A 20857-nucleotide genomic window follows, 5' to 3' on the forward strand; every position below is an offset into this window, starting at 1 on the left:
CAGGGCCAATAACGATTTCGGGATGGGCTGCAATCAATGGATCTCGTGTTGTGCCACATGACGGTGGATTTTGATGCCCTGGGGGCGGCGGTGGGCTGGGCCTGCCTGCACCCGGGGGCCAAAATTGTGCTGGCGGGTGGCGTGCATCCGGGAGTGCAGGCGTTTTTGGCGCTCCATCGTGATGAGTATCCTTTGATTGAGCGGCGATCGGTGGATCCGAAGCGGATTCGATCGCTCGTGGTGGTGGATACCCAACAGCGCGATCGACTGGGGAAGTTGGCGGAATGGCTGGACTTGCCCCAGCTAAACTCGATCGCCCTCTATGACCATCATTTGGGTGCGGTGGGAGATATTCCCGCCACCCAACAACAAATCGAAGCGGTGGGGGCCACCACCACCCTGATGGTGGAACAATTGCAGCGGGCTGGCGACTTGCAGCGGCCCCTCACACCGGCTGAGGCAACGGTGATGGCCTTGGGGATCCATGTGGATTCCGGATCTTTGACCTATGAAACCGCAACGGCGCGGGATGCGGCGGCCCTGGCTTGGTTAATGGCCCAAGGAGCCAGCGTCAGCGCCATTGCCACCTATTTGGATCCGAGTTTGTCGCCCCTGTTGCAACGGCTGTTGGCCGAAGCGATCGACCAGGTGCATGGCCACCCGGAACAAACCCAAGTGGTGGCCGGGGCCCGCCTAACCTGGGTGTTGCTGACGGCAGATCAATACGTGCCCGGTCTGTCAACGGTGGCTGCGCGGTTGGTGGACACGATCGGGGCCGATAGTTTGCTGTTGGGCACGCTCTACAGCACCCGAGAGGGGTCTCGTGGCCAGCGGCTGTCTCTGGTGGGCCGATCACGGTTGGTGGGCCCGGACTGGGGAGCATTGTTGGCTCCTTGGGGGGGTGGCCATGCCCAAGCGGCGGCGGGTACGGTGCATTGGGATTCAGAGCCAGCGGAGCCGATCGAACCGGCGGCGACCTTGCTGAAATCACTGATGGCGGCCTTTGCGGCTCAGTTGCCCCATCCCCCGATCGCGCGGGATTTGATGTCGTCACCCGTGCGGACGATTTTGCCGGAAACCTCGATCGACGAAGCCCAGCGGATTTTGTTGCGCTATGGCCATTCCGGCCTGTCCGTGGTCGATCGGGGTGGGCAGTTGGTGGGAATTGTGTCCCGGCGAGATTTGGACATTGCGCTGCACCACGGGTTTCACCATGCCCCCGTCAAGGGCTACATGACCACCCAGCTCAAAACCATCACCCCGGAAACGACCCTAGCGGCCATCGAAGCCCTGATGGTGACCTATGACATTGGCCGGCTCCCGGTGCTCGATCGGGGGCAACTGGTGGGGATTGTGACCCGTACCGATGTGTTGCGCCGGTTCCATCGCGATCGACAGCAACAGCCCACCCATGCCTTGTCAGACCCGATCGAGGCGATCGGGAATTTTTGCCCCCTGCTGTCTCGGCTCACTCCGCCCTTGCGACAACTGCTCGATCGGGCAGCGGCTTTGGCCCAGGCCAAGGGCTGGCAACTGTACCTGGTGGGGGGTGGGGTGCGCGATTTGCTCCTGAGTGACGCGGCCCAGGCGCTGCACCTGTCGGATTTGGACTTGGTGGTGGATGGTTGCCATCAACCCCGGGCGAATCCTCCAGAGGCCTCAGCGGCCATCGCGCCAGACACCGGAGCCGCTGTGGGCTTGGCCCAAGCTCTGGCCCAGGACTATCCCGGGGTGCGCTTACAAGTCCATGGGCAATTTCAAACGGCCGCCCTGTTGTGGCATCGAGATCCGCTGTTCGATTCCCTGTGGGTGGACATTGCCACGGCGCGCACGGAGTTTTATCCCTATCCAGCGGCGAATCCGGAAGTGGAAGCCAGTTCTATTCAACAGGATTTGTATCGGCGCGATTTCACAGTGAATGCGTTGGCGGTGCGTCTGACGGAACCCAATCCCGGTGAGGTGCTGGACTTTTTTGGGGGCATGGTGGATTTGGGCGATCGGCTGGTGCGGGTGCTCCATGCCAACAGCTTTATTGAGGATCCCACGCGGATCTATCGAGCGGTACGGTTTGCGGTCAAGTTGGGATTCACGATCGAAGCCCAAACAGAGCGCTATATCCGCTATGCCATGGCTCAACTGTCGCCGCTGGAGGGGCAGCGCCGTCAACCTGCCCTGGAAACCCGTTTGAAAGCCGAGCTGAAATATATTTTGCAGACGGATTTTTGGTTGCCGGCCCTGGATTTGCTCGATCGCCTGGAGGCCTTACGTTGCATTCACCCTACGCTGAAACTGACCCGATCGCTTCGGCAGGCGGTGCGCTGGGTAGCCTGGGTTTGGGCGGCCGGGGTGTTGGCTTGGGGGGACGATCGGGCGGTGGCAGGTCTCCATCGTTGGGAACTGTTGCTGGAAACCCTGTTGGCCAGCTTGGCCCCGGGCGATCGAGCTGAGGTGGCACGCCGCCTACAACTCACCGAAGCCAGCATTCAACGGCTGGAGCAACTGGCGATCGCGGAAACCACCTTGCCCGCAAAATTGGCCCAATGCGATCGCCCCAGCGACCAAGTGCGGGTCTTGGAATCCTGGAGCCGACCGCTGCTGTTGTTGGTCAGTCTCCACAGCGATCGGGTGACACGGCGGCAAATTTGGCAATACCTCACCCGCCTGAGCCAAGTGACCAGCCCTTTGAATGGCAAAGATCTGCAACAGTTGGGCTATGCACCGGGTAAGCAATTTCGAGAAATTTTGGGCCAGTTGCGGGGAGCCTGTTTGGATCGGCTGGTGGGCGATCGCACCGAAGCGATCACTTGGGTGAAAACCCACTATCCGCCACAAAGTCCGGTGGACTGAGGCTTCGGGGGCGATCGCAACCCAGGGCCAGGGCCGCAATTGTTGTGAATCTTTACGAAAGAAAAACTCTTGACTTATTCTTAAGAGTTGAAGCGGCATCCACCCCTCTCCGATGCCCCGAGGTTTGCTTTGAACCCTTCTTCTCCCCAACCGCAACGAAGCCGCTGGATTGCTCCCTTGTTTTTGGTTACCGCTGCCTGTGCTTCCATGCTTGGCGCGGGAGCGGTGGCCGTTGTGCGATCCGGCGAAATGAACCTCTTCGGCATTCGGTTCGAGTCCCCCCCAATCCTGAACTGGTTGGCGGGAGAAGAGCAGTCCTTCCCGCCGCGTGAAGGTTGGCCGGTATCCAAAACCGCTGAACAGGAGTTGGATCCAGCCGATCCCAGCATTCCTGACCTAGTGCTGCAGCAAATTCGCAGCCATCCTCACCGGGATAGTTCAGCGGCGATTCGCAGCCAACGCATTGCCCCGATCGAGCGGCCCGTGCGCAACAGCTCTCGACCAGCGGAGTCCACCGCCGATCGCGCGCCCCTGGCCAGCCCCAGCCCTTCGGATAATCCTGATGGCAACGCGCCACCGACCGACAGCACACCGCTGGTAGATCCCTCCGGTGGGAATTCGGGCACGGCCAACCCAGCAACCGATCGTCCCGATCGCCCCGATCGCTCCAATTCAGGCGATCGCGGTTCAACGGTCGATCGCTCACCGTCGGGAACCAGCACCCCCGAACCGGCTACTAACTCAGCCCCCTCAGAAACCCGCCCCGCGCCCGATCGCCCCGCCAACCCCGAGCCGCGACCCGTCACAGAACGCCGACCGACCACAGAGCGCCGCCCCGCGCCGGAGCCAGCCGCCGTTGAGCGTCGCCCCAGCGGTGGCAGCTCCAGCGCCCCAGCCAGCGGCGGGGCATCCGGTGCTAGCAACGGGGGCAGCGCTGGCAGTGGTTCCGCCCCAGACAGCAGCAGCACACCCTAGAGGCATGGCATACCCTGGCTGCGAGTTCTGCGCCCTTGATTTGATCTTGATCCCTGATCTTGATCCCTAATTTTGATCCCTGACTAAGCCGCAGGCGCGAATCCCCAGCCAGCCCTAAACTGCTCATGCCAAACCTGCCAGCCCAAAACCACCACGCTATAATTCAGAGCGGTCGCGGTAGCCCGTTCCGGCATTGCCTAAAAGCGATTATGCGCGCACCCTAGCTCTCAACTAGCGCTTGACCTCCTGATCCCCGATCGCCTTCCCAGTACTTTCACCCGCGAGTTTCATGAGTAACCCGCTTGTCCATGCCTTCTTTGTTGGTCGCGCGATCGCTGAAGTGGTAAACGAACAAATCGAGCGAACTGCCACCGATTGGTTGAGCGAGCTTGGGAAGTTCGATGCCGAACAGCGGGAAAACCTGCGCCAACTGGTTGAAGAGGCCCTGGCCAGGGCCCAACAGGCCGAAGCCGCCGCCACCAACGGACGCACCAGTAGCAGCAGAGCTTCCGGCGGCGACGACGTGCAAGCTGAACTCGATGATCTGCGAGCCGAAATTGCCCGCCTCAGGTCAGAGATTAAGCAATACCGCAGCGAAGCCAACCCAAGCTAGAGTCGAGACGCACCGCACGGAGTCGAGGGTGAAAACGTACGACAGCAAAGCTTACCGATGGAACCGCGAGCGGTACTCCCGCCCCCGCCGCTTTATTGATATCTGGACTTTTGTCACCCTTTGGCTGTTGTGGCTTTGGATTGATACCAAGCCCTGGAGCTATCGCGGAGGCATGACGGAGGCCAAACAAAAGGCCCGCCGCCGCCAACAGGCCATTTGGGTGCGCGATACGCTGCTCCAGTTGGGGCCCACGTTCATTAAAGTGGGTCAACTGTTTTCGACGCGCGCTGACCTGTTCCCTGCGGAATATGTGGAGGAACTGTCGAAGCTGCAAGACCGCGTACCAGCCTTTGGCTATGACCAAGTGGAAGCGATCGTTCGCCAAGACTTGGGCAAGCCGGTGCAGGAACTTTTCCAGAGCTTTGACCCCATTCCTCTGGCGGCCGCCAGTTTGGGCCAAGTTCATAAGGCTCAATTGCGATCGGGCGAAGAAGTGGTGGTGAAGGTGCAGCGCCCGGGCCTGAAAAAGCTGTTCCAAATTGATTTGGCTATTCTGAAGGGCATTGCTCGCTATTTCCAAAACCATCCCCGTTGGGGCCCTGGTCGGGATTGGTTGGGCATCTATGAAGAATGCTGCCGGATTTTGTACGAGGAAATTGATTACCTAAACGAAGGACGCAATGCCGATCGCTTCCGGCGGAACTTTCGCCATGCGGATTGGGTGCGTGTACCCAAGGTTTTTTGGCGCTATTGCTCACCTCGGACGATTGTTTTGGAATATGTCCCCGGCATCAAAATCAGCCACTACGAGGCCCTGGAAGCGGCAGGCCTTGATCGATCGACCCTGGCCGAATTGGGAGCCAGGGCCTACCTGGAGCAAATCCTTGAAGGGGGCTTTTTCCACGCGGATCCTCACCCGGGCAACTTGGCGGTGAGTCCAGATGGATCGCTGATTTTCTATGACTTCGGGATGATGGGGCAGATTAATGCCAATGTGCGCACGGGGTTAATGGAAACCTTCTTTGGCATTGCCCAAAAGAATGGTGAACGGGTGATGAACTCCCTGATTGCGCTGGGGGCGCTGCAACCGACCGGAGACACGGGGCCCGTCCGTCGATCGATCCAGTACATGCTGGACAACTTCATGGACAAACCCTTTGAAACCCAGTCCGTGACAGCCATCAGCGATGATCTGTATGAAATCGCCTACGGCCAGCCTTTTCGGTTCCCGGCGACATTTACCTTCGTGATGCGGGCATTTTCAACCTTGGAAGGGGTAGGCAAGGGCCTAGATCCTGAGTTTAATTTTATGGAGGTCGCTAAACCCTACGCGATGCAACTGATGAATGGAAATCAACCGGAGGCTGCCGGAGACTTGCTGGGCGAGTTAGGTCGCCAGGCAGCGCAAATGAGTTCAACGGCCTTGGGTTTGCCGCGTCGCATTGATGACACGATCGAAAAGCTCGATCGGGGTGACCTGCGCTTGCGAGTGCGGGCCACGGAAACCGATCGCGTATTGCGTCGCCTGAGCAACGCCCAAGTAGCCACCAATTACTCAATCCTGACTGGTAGCTTTGCCCTCTGTAGTGCCATCTTGGTGGGCACAGGATACGGATGGTTTGCAGTGATTCCCGGTGGCATCGGCCTCCTCCCCGCGATCGCTCTCTTGCGCTTGCTGCGGCGGATGGATCGCTATGAGAAGATGTTCTAAAGTCCTAGGGGTTGAGGGGTGATACCCCTCATTCCTCGACGCGCTCCATAGCAAACCAAGCTCGATAGACCGCGATCGCTGCCACCCGCGCTCAGCGTCCGGTTGGCCGCCAATCCTGATTGCCCCTGTTCTACCCCCGTCCCGTTCGCCCATGAAGTTTCGAGCCTCGGGATTGACTGATCGCGGAATGCTGCGAAGTGTCAATCAAGATAATTTGTTTGTCGATCCTGAAGGTCGGTTATTCATCGTTGCGGATGGAATGGGCGGCCATGCGGGCGGACAGGAAGCTAGCCGCATTGCGATCGAAGTGGTTAGCCAAGTGATCCTGCAATCTTGGGAATCAGAGGCTTCCTCTCCGGCCCTGTTGGAAGTGGCGATCGAGAAAGCCAACGATGCCATTTTGGATGACCAAGTTCGCCATCCGGAACGGGCCGAAATGGGCACGACGATCGTGGCGATTATGCATCGCGATGATCAGTGGTGGCAGGTGCATGTGGGTGACTCGCGCCTCTATCGATCGCGGGAGGAACACCTATTGCAACTGACCAAGGACCACACCTGGGTGGCCCGGGCCGTTGAAAGCGGCGACCTGAGCCAAGAACAGGCGCGATCGCACCCTTGGCGACATGTGTTGATGCAATGCCTGGGACGACGAGAGCTGGAGCTAGTGGAAATTTATCCCCTTGAGTTTCGATTGGGGGATCAACTGCTGCTCTGTAGTGACGGTCTCACGGAGGAATTATCCGACTCCGAAATCTTGCATCATCTTTGCCAAATGCCCTCGGCCCACCAGCTCGATCAGTTGGTGGAGCGTCTGGTGCAGTCCGCCAAAGATCGCGGTGGTCGTGACAACATCACCGTTGTTCTTGTGGCCAGCGAAAGCACTGAAGAAGATGAAGAAGAGGAGTTTATTCCCCTTGGCCCCGTGGACGATGAACCGTCCGAGGGCATGATTGATGAAACCTTGCCTTTCCCAACGGATGATGATTTTCCACCGGAGCTTGCACCCCTGAGTTAATCGCCCTGAGCTGCTTACCCCCGACTCATGAATCTGAGTCAATTGCTCGCAAGTCCATTGCTCTAAATCAATGACCATCAGATTTGATTAACTGGGGTGAATGATCCTGAGTTGATTGCTGCCGCGCGAATCACCCACAATTCGCGGTTTAGCGATCGGGTGTCTTCAAGCAAGGACTGGTGGTGACGAGTCATTGGTCTGACACTGGGGACTTGTAGTTTCCTTTGGCGTACTGAGGACGATCGGGTCACAATCCTTCGACTAATTTAAGCTTGGTTTCTGATCCCTAGGTTTGATAATCTCCTAGAAGCTGCCTGTACAGTGCAAGTCAAGTCTAAGTTGGTATTTCATAGCTCAAATTTCTGATGTGAGATCAATGCTTGAAACCTTTGACTTTGGTAACTGCTAGTGATTCATGAAAGGCAGAATCTTGTGCATGGAAATTGAATTTGGGGGTTTTCAGTGATGTTAAAAATTCCTGTGCAAATGACGCAAGCCAACAGAACTCAGCCTAAAAATTTTGATGCCAATCCCGATCGAGTAAGCGCGATCGCCCCTTCAATTCGTCATTCTTGGCGGCGATGGGTTCTGTTGCCACTGCTGGCATTGAGTTTGAGTCTAACCTTGCTAACTGGTTGGTGTGGATTGACAGAACCAGCCTGGGCAGAAAACTACAACCGATTCTCTTTGGTGGGCGCAGACTTTTCCAATCAGGATCTGCGAGATGATGACTTCACCAAAGCCAACCTGCGAGAAGCAAACTTTCATAACGCTAATCTTGAAGGGGTTCGCTTCTTTGCCGCAAACTTGGAATCAGCAGATTTGAGTGGTGCAAATTTGCGAAATTCCACCCTTGATTCAGCCCGATTAGTCAATGCGAATTTGACCAACGCGGTGTTAGAAGGAGCCTTCGCCGCCAGCATTAATATTCCCGGTGTCAAAATCACGGGAGCGGACTTTACCGATGTGTTGTTGCGATCGGACACCTTAGACAAGCTTTGTGCGGTGGCGGATGGGGTGAATCCAGTGACGGGCCGGGCCACGCGCGACACGTTGTTTTGTCCCTAAGGTTTTTCTCTCGGGTCTTTCCCTCGGGTGGTTTCCAAAGGTGTGTTCCAGAGGCCTCAAGGGTCATCCATTTTGGTGTCTTTTTCGGTGCTGAGTTATGTCTATCGACAATGCCGATCGCTTCTTAATTGCCGCTGCCCAAAGCGAACAGATTCGACAATATTTCAAGTCTGTGAAAACGCCCCAAGAATTTGCCGATGTGGCCTGTCGGCTGGGTTATGAATTTAGCCCTGAGGATTTGAAAATGGCCGTTGCAGAACATAGCCAAAATGTGACCCAGCGAAGACATACGGGCGTGTGGGAATGGTTGCGCACCGTGCCCTGGATTGAACGCTAGCGATCGACTTTCGCTGTAGCTCAAACCCAGCAAATGACTCAATTCAACATGCTGGTTTAGAAAAACAAAGCCAGTAGACCAGTTCAGTAAACCAGTCCAAGCATCCGTAGTTGAGAAATATCAATGGACTTTCTGAATCCGCGCTTGGCGGGGCGACGGGTAGGGGTTTTGTTGCATGAGGGACTGCGGGGCCCACGGGGCAAAACGGGTCTCGCCTTCTTGCGCTACAGCGCGGCGGAGGTGGTGGCGGTGATCGATCGCGATGCGGCCGGTGCCAGTCTGGTTGCTTTAACGGGGATCGATCGCCCGGTTCCCGTGGTGGCCAGTGCGCAGGAGGCGATCGCCCTAGGGGTCGATACGTTGCTGATTGGGATTGCGCCTTCGGGGGGAATTTTGCCGACGAAATGGGAAACGGAACTGAAGGAGGCGCTGCGGGCGGGGGTTTCCCTGGTGAATGGCCTGCATCGTCCCCTCAGTCAAGCGCCCGATTGGGTGGCTTGCCAACAGCCGGGGCAGTGGATTTGGGATGTGCGGGTGGAACCAACGGGCCTGACGATCGGGTCGGGGTTGGCGCGGTTGCTGTCGGGGGCGCGGGTTTTAACCGTGGGTACAGATATGGCGATCGGGAAGATGTCCACCACCTTGGAACTGTGCCGAGCAGCCCGCCGCCAGGGCCGACAAGCGCATTTTGTGGGCACGGGTCAAGCGGGGTTGATGATTGCCGGGCAGGGGGTGGCCCTGGATGCGGTGCGGGTGGATTTTGCGGCGGGGGCAGTGGAGCGGGCCCTGTTGCAGGCGGCCCAAGACGCGGGGGGCTTGGGCGAAGGGGACTTGTTGGCGATCGAGGGCCAAGGCTCGTTGCTGCATCCGGGATCGACAGCCACCTTGCCGTTGCTACGGGGATCGCAGCCCACCCATTTGATTTTGGTGCATCGGGCTGGTCAAGTTCATTTGCGAGATTTGCCCCATTGCCTGATTCCGCCATTGCCGGACGTGGTGGCCCTTTACGAAGCGGTGGCACGAGCGGCCGGAACCTATGCAGCAGCGCCCGTGGCAGCGATCGCCCTGAACACGGCTCACCTGTCGGATGCGGAAGCAAGGGCCGAGTGCGATCGGGTGGCGGCCCTGACCGATCTCCCCTGTACAGATCCGGTGCGCTACGGAGCAGAGTTACTGCTGGCTTCGATTGGCGTTGATTCGTTCGATCAACAAACTTGATCTGCTCGATGATTGGGTGGCGATTAATCAATTAGTCAATTAATCAATTAATCAATGCTGATCAATCCCAATCAGCGCTAACAATCAGTGTTAATTAGTGCCTAGTTAATTAGTGCCTATTGGTTAATTAGTGCCTATTGGGATGGAATTGTGGAGGAGGACTGGCACCGATCGAGCGATCGCGCTCGTTGAGGTTTGCAAGGATTTCCCCAAGCGATCGAGCGAGCGGGAATATTCATCAGCACCGTGCTTCTTGCGCCGATGATGCTATTTGCGCCAATACGCACGCCGGGGGCCACAAAACAATCCGTCGCAACCCAAGTGCCGTTGCCAATCACCACCGGTTCCACCAATAACCCAAAGGTTTGATCGTGAATATCATGACTGCCGGTGCAGAGATAGCTGCCTTGGGAAATAATGCAGTGGGAACCCACTTCAATGCGATCGAGACTGTAGAACGTGACATGATCTCCAACCCAAGACCAATCACCAATTTGCACTTTCCAAGGATAGGTAAATCGAGCGCTCGATCGAATCACCACGCGCTTACCAATCTTTGCCCCAAAACAGCGCAATAACCAACAGCGAAACCCATTAGCCGGGTGGGGAGATAGGGGAAACAAAGTGCCTTGAATCAGCCACCACAACAAAATAAACCAGCCGGGCCGCCCTCGATCGAACCAAGATTGATCATAGCGACTGAGATCGAACCAGGCCGGTTCATCGGTCACCACAGGATTCACCCGATCGTGGTGGGCATAGGATTGGGTTGCCCGCTCAAAATTATGGGGCACAGTCATAGGCGATGCCTCAGGAATGGATTGACGACGAAGCCGATCGGGGGCTGGATTTGGGTTGTTGCTGTTGGTTCAACTGCCCGCCCGACTTGCGCAATTCGTAGAGCTTAACCCCAATTTGAAACTCATACTGACTCAGCAACCGGCCATAAACATAACCAGGATAACCATCCAAAAATCCCAGCCGAATAATATAAAACAGCACAAATCGAATGAAGGGTTTCATGGGCAACCGCACCCACAGCCGCTTCAGGGCCCGCTTCCGTTCCACAGCATTTCCAAACAGATTGCCCTTCAAGGTTCCGTCTTTGCCGCGCCCTTCTAATAGGTTTAAATACACCTGGGCTTCCCAATTGGAATAGCGATTGTGGCGAGCTAGCCATTGGTAAATATCCCGGAAGTCAATATGCAGCATGTCTTCCTTGAGATAGCCCACTTGGCCATGGCTTGGGTTGATCAAAACATGCTCATGAACCTCGTTGTCTCCCGTGTTGCGAATTTCTTCGGTTCCCAGGTTTTCGTAGCGACCCGATTGATGCTTAAACAGTCGTAGATTCCAATCGGGATATTTACCCCCATAGCGAATCCATTTCCCTAGGAAAAAGACGCGACGATTGAGATAATAGCCTGCGAAACCGGGACGGGCGATCGCCTCAGCAATTTCGTCCCATAGCTCCGGGGTAATTCGCTCATCACAATCCACAATCAAAACCCATTCATTTCGAAAGGGCAGATTTTCCAGCGACCAATTTTTCTTTTTGGGCCAGCGACCATTGAACTGAAATTGCACGACGGTTGCGCCGTAGCTTTCGCAAATTTCAACGCTGCGATCGTCGCTGTGGGAATCCACCACAAAAATTTCGTCGGCCCGAGCCACGCTTTCGAGACAGGCGGGCAGGTTGGCCTCTTCATTTTTGGCCGGAATGAGCACGGAAACGGGAACCGTGTTGCTGGTGATCTGTTGCGGATGAATGGTCATGCTGAAGGGGGGTGAGACAGCAGTGAATGGCGAAAATGGAGGTGATTTAGCGAAGAACGAATCCGAATCGAGCGAATTTTAGAGCTAATTGGGAATGGGGACATCGACGATGCTCACGGGGCCAAGCCTATAATGCCCGACGACCCATGAGGGTGCGGAGGATAGCCCACAGGTAGCCCAACTGACCATAGGCATAGACCAGGTTGTCGAAACGAATGGCAGGATCCCGCCAGTGGCGGAGGGCTTTCCAGAGGCCGCGCAAGAACCGATCGCCCGCCAAGCCAAACTGACGCAGACCCGCTCGCCCGGCCAGTTGTTCGCGATAGCACTCACTGATGCCTTGCCACCAGGCGCGATTTAAAAACCACCGGGGACTCAATCGCTCTGGGGCAACGTTGTGGGCGGCATGGGCGGCGGGAATGTAGCCCACTTGCCAGTTCAGTTCGATCGCCCGTTCGGTCATCATCAGTTCTTCGTTCGACAGCAATTTTTTCCCCACGCGCCCTAGGCTGGGATCAAAACCGCCCACCCGATCGAGAAAAGACCGGCGAATTGCATAATTCAAGCCGCGCGGTGTTTGTCCCGGATTGTGAATGATGATCGGTTGATCGCCCAAATCATAGGCCCCCAAGGGTTCAGTCATGCCATCGGAAAGCCAGCGCGGGCGCGATCGCCCCGGGGGCCACAGCAGGGTAACGCGCCCTCCGGCAATGGCCAGGTGATCGTTTTGGGCAAATGCTTCGTAGAGCATCCGTAACCATTGGGGGCTGGCTTCTGCGTCGTCGTCCAAATAGGCGAGCAAATGACTGCGGGCGGCTTTGGCTCCGGCATTGCGGGCCACAGATAAACCTGTGATCGATTCGTAAACGTAGCGCAATCGGGGGTGAATCAGGCGTGCTTCCACCACTTCCCGCGTGCGATCGGTGGAAGCATTGTCCACCACCACAATTTCGTAGGGGAGCGTTGCACCGCAATCTTGGCTCAGCAGACTATCGATCGCCCCGCCCAAATATTCCGCTCGATTGTGGGTGCAAATGATGGCAGAAATTAAGGGTTCCCGCGCGTTGGTTTCTGGGCCTTGAAACTCCGAAGTTTGGGTGTTTGGAGTGGGTGAGTCTGGTGTTGCTGAGTTTGGAGTTTGGCTGGCTGGAGTTGGGGTTTCTGAAACTGGCGACTCAGTGGGGAGAGGTTCCGGGAATAAAGCGCCCATAGCACAACATTGGGGAATCGAAAGATTGGGGAAATCGAGGGCTTGAAGATCGAAAAATTGGGCGAATCCAGGGTTCGGAGATCGAAAATTGCGAGATTGAAAATTGGGCGATCGAAAATTGCGAGATTGAGGATTCGAGGTTTCCCTGAACCTAGGGTTTGCGAGGGCCGCGTTGTGGGCTGCGGTTCAGGAGCTGGTGCAGGCGATCGCGAAAGGCATCCACCCCAAACAGGCCAAGGGCCTCTTGCCGCAGCCATGCCCCATCACAACGGCGATCGCCCCTGGTCGTCAAGGCAGCAATGGCGGCGCGGGCTACGGCTTCCGAGTCCCGGTGGGGCACCCGCCACCCCAATCGACCATCCTGCAAGGGGTCGGCGGAACCGTCGTCATCGCCGGAAATGACCGGTACGCCCGTGGCCATGGCTTCCAGATAAGCAATGCCAAATCCCTCTTGGGAGGGCATGACGTAGAGGTCGGCGGCTCGGTAAAAGTCGGGCAGGGCCTCCGTGGGCACAAAACCCGCAAACACGACCCGATCGCCCACTCCCATCTCACAGGCCAGGGCCTCCAATCGCGGGCGATCTTCGCCGCGACCAATCACCAGATATTTCACGTTGGGCACGGCTCGGGCAATCAGTGGCAGGGCCCGAATGGTCACATCCACCCCTTTGTAGCGATCGCCCGGCCAGAGCCGCGCCACGGTCATCAGCACTTTGCAATCGGCTAAGCCATACTGCGTCAACAGTTCCGGAGGCTTGGGCCCTGGTCGAAATACTGTGCCATCCACCGGACAGGGCATCAGATCCACCCGATCGGGATTGAGCTGGTTGGCCTGACTGGCGCGATCGCGGGAATAGCGACTAACAATCCAAAGGGCATCGGCCCGCTGCAAAGCCCGGCGAGCCGGAGGCGAGAGGGGATCCCAAACTTCCTTGCCGTGGGTCAGCACCGTGTAGGGGATGCGCCGAATCTGGCAAATCCAGGCGATCGCCTGAACGAGGTTGATGTGGCCACAAAACACTTGGCGCGGTGGCGCAATCCACAGATTCCAGGCCAGGCTGGCCAGCATTTGCAACCGCCCGATCGCCCGGGACTTGGCCCCACCAAAACAGTTAAATTCCAAGCGCCCTTCCCCGATCGGGGGTTTAGCCATGGGGCGATCGCGCAAAATCCAGGCCCGGCCGCGGCGGTTCGGTTCCGCCACACAGGCGTAGGCCGTCAACAAATTTTGGTTATAGGTTTGGATGCCGCCCTCGTTGTCGAACACCTCAAGGAAAACGAATGCATCCCACTGACTGCCCCGCGCTGATCGAGACCGTGGCTTAGCCGAAATGGGTTTTGATGGAACGTGCTGCATGACGAATCAACCACCCAGAATCCTACTCACGACTCGATCGCTCAATGGCATAGCTAATGCAGAACTCAATGAATGCATGGCCCCACAGTGCATGGCTTGAAAAGGCGTGACCCCACAATAGTTGGTCATATTGAGTGACCACATAATGTGTGACCGTGACCCCAGTAATGTGCGACCCAAATTATGCGCGACCTAAATCATGCGTGACACAACCTAGGGCTTGGTCTAAATAGCGCACGACTGATCATGCATGACTAAGCGACGGAACTGGATGATTAGCCCCGGTCACTGAACCTGTTAACGGTAGTCTGCATTTCCAATGTCTCCGATTCCGCTCGGGACTGCCACTGCTGGTGGTGCTGTTTGTGGTTCTGTGGGCCTGTGCTAGGGAAATTGAATCGGGATTGCACCTGAATGAATCTGCCGATCTCAACTGTCCCCTATCAATTTACCCAGGGTTTTTCCGTGGGAATCCGGTTAATTTGCATACCTATACGCAGGCCCGTAACCCAAGGCTGGGCGGTTGCCCGATTCTGAGGTGATGCTTGAACGGGCCTGGCCAAGACGACTTCAATGATCAGAATCGAAATGTGGTGCGGATAGTTCCCACCACGATCGCCCCGCGATCGGCCTCATGTTCCGCTTGGGTGACCACGAAAACGCCGGGGGTGATGGAAATTCGATCGCCCACCTTAAACCGATAGAAGGTTTCCAGGTGCATTCCCTGGCCCGAATCGTCTTCCACATCGCCCGTGCCTTTCACCAAGCGCAGGGGCTGACCCACCAAAAAGGCCCAAAGATCGCCCTCGCGGCCAAAGGGATCTGACCAGGCTAAGGACACCGCATAGGTGTTGGACAAGGCCGTGGCTTCCCGATCGATGTAATTTGTCCAAACCCAGCCTCCCCAGGCCGCCAGGGTGAGAGCTTCCGATAGCCGCCATTGCAATGTGCCGCTGAGGCCGTGGATTTGGGCCGGGGAATCGAGCTTGCCGGACAGGTCGGCGTTGAGGCTGCCGGTGAAGGTGTTGAGATAGCCCCGATCGTCGTAGGCGTTGATGTAGGCGATGCCCGTGAGCAAGGTGGCCGCCGGTTTGGTCAGCAGTTGCACTCCCCAAGCGCTGCGATCGCTCCCAAAGATGCCCTGATCCGGTCGGGCGCTGTTGCCTGCGCCGTAGGCAAATTGCAGCCGCCCCCGCTCCCACAGCAGCCAATCTGCCCCCACACCCCCATCCAGGGCCGCCAGCTTAAACAGGGGGCTGCCTTCCGCGAACCGAGAAATGGCCCCGCGGCCGGTGTCAAAAAAGGGCGAGTTGGCCGTGAGGACGCTGCTGAGGTCAAAGCCGACGGGCCGCAGGGTCAAAACCACCCGATCGCCCCAGGCCGCAAATCGATAATCCAACAGGTCTAACTGGATGTTGTTGTCCAAATCCGTTTGGAACGAAAGGCGGGCCATATCCGTGCCCAAGGATTGGCGACTGGCATAGCCGTTGTTGCCCAGGTTGCCCGTGGCCAGTTGCAGTCGCAGCCGATCCTTCCCCGTGAAGGAGGTGACAAATTGCAAGCGGGTCAAGTGGGCAAAGGTGGCGGGATTTTCGTTATCACCGGGCGGATTGTCGCCCGCGGCCGCCGACAGACCAAAAATCGTTTCGCCCCCCATCAACAGGGTGGGGCTAAAGCGCTGACTTTCCAGGCGCGTGGTGGTGGCCTCCAGGCGGTTGACTCGTCCCGTGAGCTGCTCCAGTTCCGATCGAAATTCCGTTTGCAGGCGGCTCAGGGCGGCCAGGTCGTCCCGTTGCACTGCGGCATCGGTGGCTCGATCGAGCTGGGTTTGAATCGCCTCTAAGCAAGCGGCTAAACCGGCAGCAAACTCAAACCGGCCCAGGGGCCGATCGCCTCGAAACAGTCCATCGGGATAGCCCGCCAAACAGCCGTAGCGCTCCACCAGGGATTGCAGGGCCTGGAATGCCCAATCGGTGGGTTGCACATCGCTGAGGGCAGAAACGGAGGTGACCTGGGCTTGGGCGGGGATCTCGGCTTCGGGGGCGCTCAGCTCAGTTCCCACAGGTTCGATCGGTTCCAGGGTTTGGGCCGCAACTCCGCTGGCTCCTGCCACCAGTCCCACCAGCACGCCCACAGCTCCCAATAGGGATGATCCCAAGGCCGATCCCACCATGGCCCTGAACAGGAATCCAGTAACCCACCGGTTCCCGTCTGCCCGTTGCGATCGCCCTGAAGGGGTGATGGCCCCGATCAAGTGTTCATGCACTGGGTGTTCATGCACTGGGTGTTCATGCACTGGGTGTTCATGCACTGGGTGTTCATGCACTGGGTGTTCATGCCTTGATGGATGCCCTGATTGATGCCTTGATGGATGCCCTAATGGGTGCATGTTGGGCTGCGGAATGGCCGTCGCCGCCTTGGTTTCCGCTTCTGAATCTGTTTCTGCTGCTAACGCTGCTGCTGCCGTCATCCTGCCCAGACTCCCTTTACACACCACAGGCAGATCGCCCCTGCTGCAATCCCTAACCAACCGTTGATTAACCCCAGGGGCTTTCACTCGGGTATGGATTTCGGATCGAAACTATCACAGGCCCATTCCTTCAGGACGATTTCGCGCGGAAGTTGAGCCTAGAAAGGTCGATCGCAAGGATCACCTAACAGCACGCTGCCGCACCCCCCCGAAGGTTGATCGCGCAGGAGCGATCGCACATCAAAGGTAAACGCCGCGTAGATGTCCTCCACCGTGTCTGCCTTGGGCTTTTGAGCCAAGCCGCGTGCAATCAACTGCTCATCCACGGGCGGATCCTCATAGGCCAACACGATGCGGGCCGCCTCCGCCGCACTCAGAAAATGTACCGTTTGCATCCCACAGCTCGCATCGGTGTTTCCTTCCAAGGCTTGACCGAGCGATCGCCCCAAATCATTCCCCGAAGCATCCACCCCCAGCAAACCTTGGTTGCAACCATTGGAGTCACCCCGACCGCGGCCGTGAATCCCCACCAACTCCCCATCCCCATTCAGCACCGGGCCGCCGCTCATTCCCCGCCGAGTCAGGTTGTCGTAGAGCACGCTATAGCCCCCATCGCTTAAGGGACTGGGGGAAATGGCCACCAAGGCCCCAGAGCTGGAAATCCGTTCACGGCGGGCGCTGTCGTCCTCGGGATTGGGCCAGCCAGACACCACCACCCGATCGCCCCGCCCCATCCGCCGGGAATTGCCCATCACCGCCACGGGATAATCCAGATTGCTGGTGAAACGCACCAGGGCCAAATCCATCCCCGCGATCGCGGAACCCATTTCATCCTGTTCATTGCCCAGGGGAATGATATTGCTCGGATCACTTTCGTCATCAATGAAATGCACCTCACCATCGCTGGTGCGCACCCCATAGACCGTGCCCCGCGTCCGCACCACATGCAGCGCCGTTAGGGCGTAGTAGGTTTGTCCCTCCCGAGCCACCAGCACCCCCGACCCCGGATTCCATTCCTGGCGCTGTTCAATGTCTCCCTTTTGCAGACCCTGGGCAATCACCACCGTGACTTGCGAGGCGATCGCATCCACCTGATCCAACGTCAACGCCTGCACAGCCCAAGCGGGAATCGTGGCCACAATCATCGCCGCCCCTACCCACAGCCACCAGCGAACACAGCGATGGTGCAACCACCGCCGCCCTTGCTGGGTCAGTGTGACAAACAGTGATGCGATAAAGCAGCCCATAATTCGGCTCAATCATCTAGAGCCTCTTTCCCCCCTAGGCTACAGGAGTCAGGAGCCTGGCAAAAAGTTTCAGGTTGCCAGATCTTGCCCTGCATTCGTCTGCTTAATTCCGTTTAATTCCGTGAATCCTGATGCTTAATCCTGTTGACTCTGAGTTGAACTCTGTTAATTCTGAGTGGGTCTCGTCCTGAATTGGTTAGTCCGTGGACTTTTCCTGAACCCCGCGCATAATCCGAGACAGTTCCGTTTTTTCGTCCACGCTGACCCGCGAAGGGGAACCGCTGATGATTTTTTCGTAGTTGCGGAACGAGTCGCGAATTTCTGGGCCGTTGCGACTGATGGTGTATTCGCGAATGCCCTTATCGTGTTCCGAGCCTCGCATTTTGAACACGTTAATGGCCCGGCACATTTCCCCACGAATTTCCACATACTGCAACATCAAAATGGTGTCGGTGATGGTGGAAATATGGGAATCGGTGATGGCGTGGGATCCCATAAATTGGTCAGTGGTGTTCGTGAAGAAACCGGTGATTTCTTCTTGCTTGGCGAAGCCCGTCACCCCAATCACGAATTGGCGGAAAGCATTGTTGCTGACCCCCCGCGCCAGGGCTGAAAGGGAGTCGATCGCGATGCGGGAGGGTTTAAACTCAGCAATCTCAGACTTGATGATCTGCAAGTGATCTTCCAAGCCCGCTGACTCCGGATAGGCGCAGAGAATTTTGAGCAACCCACGGCTTTCCAAATCCTCAAAATCAATGCCCCAGGAATAGGCGTTTCGAGAGAGTTGGGCCCGCGATTCTTCGTAGGCAAAGAGGATGGCGCGTTCGCCATTTTGGCAAGCGTCTTCAATGAATTTACTAACCAGCAGGGTTTTGCCCGTACCGGTCGCGCCTGTGGCCAAAATAATCGAATCCTTGAAGAAGCCGCCGCCACACATGGAGTCGAGGGTGAGCACCCCGGACGATACCCGCGCGTTGGACGATCGCTGAGTGAGGCGCATGGCCCCCAGCGGGAAAATGCTAATTCCTTGGTTGGTGATGGTGAAGGGATATTCTCCCTTCATGTGGGTTGTGCCCCGCAGCTTCAGAATTTCGATCGTGCGGCGACGGCGTTCCCCCTCCAGCACGTTGCGGACGATCGCCACGTTATCCGACACAAATTCCTCAACCCCAAACCGCGCCACGGGGCCATATTCCCGCTCTCGCTCCGTGGTCATGATGGTGGTCACGCCCACTTGCTTCAGGCGGGCCACCAATCGAAAAATTTCCCGACGCACCACCGAAGCCGCGTCATACTGCTGAAAAACGGCGGTGATTGAGTCGATCGAAACCCGCTTGGCCTTGTATTTCCGGATGGCGTATTGAATGCGCTCAATCAGGGCTGACAGGTCAAAATTGCCAACAATATCTTGCCCTTCTGGATCCGGGGAAGCATCCAAAATAAACAGCTTTCCCGAATCGACCAACTGTTGCAAATTCCAACCAAAACTGCCCGCGTTCTTGATAATGTCGGCGGGCGATTCCTCAAAGGTGACAAAGATGCCCGGCTCGTCAAAATAAACAATTCCGTTATAAAGAAACTGGATCGCAATTAGCGTTTTCCCAGTACCAGATGTTCCGCTTACGAGTGTTGCTCGACCGACAGGCAGCCCGCCATGGCTAATGTCGTCAAAGCCCTCAATCATCGTCCGAATTTTTTGAACACCGGTCATAGTGATATCTGTTTATATCTGTTTCCTAAGGAATCAACGCTATCGGAGTAGCCAGTCATTCAGCCATCAGTGCCAAGGAAATGCCAGGGAATGGAAAGCCAGGGAATGGGAATGGTGTCTGAGGATTGGGGCCCCTAACCCGATCGGGCATGGCCCCTGGGGGTTAACCATCACCAAGGGGCAGATCCAGATTGCCAAATGGAGAGGCTCAATTGCCGAGCATGATACCGAGCACAATGCTAAACGCAACAGGGATCGAACCTGATTGGGGCTAGATGGGGCAGTCGATCGGGGTGTGGGGCCCGCGATCGCGGCACACCGATGCAACCGATGCACCGGAGCGAACCCACCCGCCGGGCATTTGGGGGTTGGTTTTGCCGTTCCCGATCGCCTCGGAGTCTAAACAGCATCCCACGATCCATCGCAAAACCCTACTGATTCTAGTATTCAGCCTCATCATCCGCCAATTCTTCATAGAGCAGGTCAAGGCCAATCAACACCCGCTCGCGATCGGACAAATCGCCAATAATTTTCCGCACTGGCGGGGGCAGAATTTTTGCGAGGGTTGGGGTGGCTAAAATCTTATCCTCCTCAGCAAGTTGGGGATTTTTTAGCACATCGATGACCTTCAGCGCATAAACCCCTTGAAACTCATCTTCCAAAATATTCTTCAGGGTTTTCAGGGCACGGACTGAATGGGGAGTATTTCCTGCTACGTATAACTTGAGAACGTAGGTTTTTTTGAGGGGACTCATAAGCAATACAACGAGTTGAGTTTAGGAAGTTCTGTCCACGGGAATTTGGGTAAATACAAGACCCGTTGAGAATGCAAGGTCACCGGAGTCCCTAAAACCGGAATCAGATCCATGCCAATCACAGGACTCTCCCCAAGGGCTGGGGAAAACTTACTCCCAATCTGTTATCGAGCAGACCACGCTCCAGTCATCATCCTCAAAATTCAGTTCATCAATGGCAGTTTGATGGCAGTTTGATGACAGCTTGGTCGAAATATGCCGAAATCTTCTGTTGACAGCTTGTACTTACTGGTCAAATTGACTCTTGAACCGGATAGGGTCACCTGCACTCAGAACGTGAGAAGGAACGCGAAAATGGCTCGATGCCAACTGCGACGACAACGATTGACCGGGAGAAACCAGAAAAATCAAAGCATTAATCTTAGAGCTTCTGGAGCAGCTCTTGGCTAACTTGTAAACGAACAATAGCCCAAAGATCATGGAACCTGATTTTATTTAATATAATAACCCGATTGTCAAATGGTAATCAGAAAATATTCTTAAG

At 56.6% G+C, this 20857-nt stretch carries 18 protein-coding genes; 9 read left to right on the top strand and 9 right to left on the bottom strand.

The window, feature by feature from the left end; all coding sequences use genetic code 11:
• The first annotated feature begins 36 nt into the window (after positions 1-36).
• From H6G52_RS05970 to H6G52_RS06005, 8 genes are all read left to right on the top strand, one after another.
• Entirely contained in the window at positions 37-2847 is a 2811-nt protein-coding gene (locus H6G52_RS05970) for a CBS domain-containing protein (RefSeq protein ID WP_190527059.1), read from the top strand.
• A 129-nt stretch (positions 2848-2976) separates the two neighbouring features.
• Positions 2977-3822 carry a hypothetical protein gene (locus H6G52_RS05975; RefSeq protein WP_190527061.1) on the top strand — a complete coding sequence of 282 codons (846 nt, stop codon included), beginning with the start codon at positions 2977-2979 and terminating at the stop codon, positions 3820-3822.
• 289 nt (positions 3823-4111) lie between these two features.
• Complete coding sequence (locus H6G52_RS05980) at positions 4112-4435, top strand: DUF6825 family protein (protein WP_190527063.1); 324 nt, start codon at positions 4112-4114, stop codon at positions 4433-4435.
• Positions 4436-4463: 28 nt separating this feature from the next.
• Entirely contained in the window at positions 4464-6146 is a 1683-nt protein-coding gene (locus H6G52_RS05985; RefSeq protein ID WP_347343107.1) for an AarF/ABC1/UbiB kinase family protein, read from the top strand.
• Positions 6147-6297: 151 nt separating this feature from the next.
• A complete protein-coding gene (locus tag H6G52_RS05990) occupies positions 6298-7164 on the top strand; it encodes a protein phosphatase 2C domain-containing protein (protein WP_190527067.1) in 867 nt (288 codons plus the stop codon).
• A 465-nt stretch (positions 7165-7629) separates the two neighbouring features.
• Complete coding sequence (locus tag H6G52_RS05995) at positions 7630-8232, top strand: pentapeptide repeat-containing protein (RefSeq protein WP_242026226.1); 603 nt, start codon at positions 7630-7632, stop codon at positions 8230-8232.
• 97 nt (positions 8233-8329) lie between these two features.
• On the top strand, positions 8330-8569 hold the full coding sequence (locus H6G52_RS06000) for a Nif11-like leader peptide family natural product precursor (RefSeq protein ID WP_099532175.1): 240 nt from the start codon (positions 8330-8332) through the stop codon (positions 8567-8569).
• Between the two features lie 123 nt (positions 8570-8692).
• Complete coding sequence (locus H6G52_RS06005) at positions 8693-9787, top strand: DUF1611 domain-containing protein (RefSeq protein WP_190527069.1); 1095 nt, start codon at positions 8693-8695, stop codon at positions 9785-9787.
• A gap of 134 nt (positions 9788-9921) precedes the next feature.
• Here the strand turns inward: H6G52_RS06005 and hpsU are convergent, their stop codons facing one another.
• From hpsU to H6G52_RS06030, 5 genes are all read right to left on the bottom strand, one after another.
• The gene (gene hpsU, locus H6G52_RS06010) at positions 9922-10587 is read right to left on the bottom strand and encodes a hormogonium polysaccharide biosynthesis acetyltransferase HpsU (protein WP_190527071.1); all 666 of its coding nucleotides are present in this window, start codon (positions 10585-10587) and stop codon (positions 9922-9924) included.
• Positions 10588-10597: 10 nt separating this feature from the next.
• Positions 10598-11563, bottom strand: a complete 966-nt coding sequence (locus H6G52_RS06015; RefSeq protein WP_190527072.1) for a glycosyltransferase family 2 protein — start codon at positions 11561-11563, stop codon at positions 10598-10600.
• Between the two features lie 127 nt (positions 11564-11690).
• A complete protein-coding gene (locus H6G52_RS06020; RefSeq protein WP_190527074.1) occupies positions 11691-12773 on the bottom strand; it encodes a glycosyltransferase family 2 protein in 1083 nt (360 codons plus the stop codon).
• Between the two features lie 151 nt (positions 12774-12924).
• On the bottom strand, positions 12925-14040 hold the full coding sequence (locus H6G52_RS06025; RefSeq protein ID WP_370567676.1) for a glycosyltransferase: 1116 nt from the start codon (positions 14038-14040) through the stop codon (positions 12925-12927).
• A gap of 667 nt (positions 14041-14707) precedes the next feature.
• On the bottom strand, positions 14708-16396 hold the full coding sequence (locus H6G52_RS06030) for an iron uptake porin (RefSeq protein WP_190527076.1): 1689 nt from the start codon (positions 16394-16396) through the stop codon (positions 14708-14710).
• 77 nt (positions 16397-16473) lie between these two features.
• Between H6G52_RS06030 and H6G52_RS06035 the strand changes: the two genes are divergently transcribed.
• A complete protein-coding gene (locus H6G52_RS06035) occupies positions 16474-16656 on the top strand; it encodes a hypothetical protein (protein ID WP_190527078.1) in 183 nt (60 codons plus the stop codon).
• Positions 16657-16758: 102 nt separating this feature from the next.
• Here the strand turns inward: H6G52_RS06035 and H6G52_RS06040 are convergent, their stop codons facing one another.
• From H6G52_RS06040 to kaiB, 4 genes are all read right to left on the bottom strand, one after another.
• On the bottom strand, positions 16759-17847 hold the full coding sequence (locus tag H6G52_RS06040; RefSeq protein WP_199291642.1) for a serine protease: 1089 nt from the start codon (positions 17845-17847) through the stop codon (positions 16759-16761).
• 196 nt (positions 17848-18043) lie between these two features.
• Complete coding sequence (gene kaiC / locus H6G52_RS06045; protein ID WP_099532182.1) at positions 18044-19558, bottom strand: circadian clock protein KaiC; 1515 nt, start codon at positions 19556-19558, stop codon at positions 18044-18046.
• A 271-nt stretch (positions 19559-19829) separates the two neighbouring features.
• Positions 19830-19973 (bottom strand): hypothetical protein, encoded by a 144-nt coding sequence (locus H6G52_RS06050; protein WP_190527080.1) that lies wholly within the window; start codon positions 19971-19973, stop codon positions 19830-19832.
• A gap of 25 nt (positions 19974-19998) precedes the next feature.
• Positions 19999-20313 (bottom strand): circadian clock protein KaiB, encoded by a 315-nt coding sequence (gene kaiB, locus H6G52_RS06055; RefSeq protein ID WP_099532183.1) that lies wholly within the window; start codon positions 20311-20313, stop codon positions 19999-20001.
• Positions 20314-20857: the final 544 nt, after the last annotated feature.

Source organism: Limnothrix sp. FACHB-881, assembly GCF_014698135.1.
GTDB lineage: Bacteria > Cyanobacteriota > Cyanobacteriia > CACIAM-69d > CACIAM-69d > CACIAM-69d.

Bases quoted from the DNA above. Each gene is read 5' to 3' on its own strand.
- H6G52_RS05970 (WP_190527059.1), top strand. From the start codon at position 37: ATGGATCTCGTGTTGTGCCACATGACGGTGGATTTTGATGCCCTGGGG.
- H6G52_RS05980 (WP_190527063.1), top strand. From the start codon at position 4,112: ATGAGTAACCCGCTTGTCCATGCCTTCTTTGTTGGTCGCGCGATCGCT.
- H6G52_RS05990 (WP_190527067.1), top strand. From the start codon at position 6,298: ATGAAGTTTCGAGCCTCGGGATTGACTGATCGCGGAATGCTGCGAAGT.
- H6G52_RS05995 (WP_242026226.1), top strand. From the start codon at position 7,630: ATGTTAAAAATTCCTGTGCAAATGACGCAAGCCAACAGAACTCAGCCT.
- H6G52_RS06000 (WP_099532175.1), top strand. From the start codon at position 8,330: ATGTCTATCGACAATGCCGATCGCTTCTTAATTGCCGCTGCCCAAAGC.
- H6G52_RS06005 (WP_190527069.1), top strand. From the start codon at position 8,693: ATGGACTTTCTGAATCCGCGCTTGGCGGGGCGACGGGTAGGGGTTTTG.
- hpsU (WP_190527071.1), bottom strand. From the start codon at position 10,587: ATGACTGTGCCCCATAATTTTGAGCGGGCAACCCAATCCTATGCCCAC.
- H6G52_RS06015 (WP_190527072.1), bottom strand. From the start codon at position 11,563: ATGACCATTCATCCGCAACAGATCACCAGCAACACGGTTCCCGTTTCC.
- H6G52_RS06020 (WP_190527074.1), bottom strand. From the start codon at position 12,773: ATGGGCGCTTTATTCCCGGAACCTCTCCCCACTGAGTCGCCAGTTTCA.
- H6G52_RS06035 (WP_190527078.1), top strand. From the start codon at position 16,474: ATGGATGCCCTGATTGATGCCTTGATGGATGCCCTAATGGGTGCATGT.
- H6G52_RS06040 (WP_199291642.1), bottom strand. From the start codon at position 17,847: ATGGGCTGCTTTATCGCATCACTGTTTGTCACACTGACCCAGCAAGGG.
- kaiC (WP_099532182.1), bottom strand. From the start codon at position 19,558: ATGACCGGTGTTCAAAAAATTCGGACGATGATTGAGGGCTTTGACGAC.
- kaiB (WP_099532183.1), bottom strand. From the start codon at position 20,313: ATGAGTCCCCTCAAAAAAACCTACGTTCTCAAGTTATACGTAGCAGGA.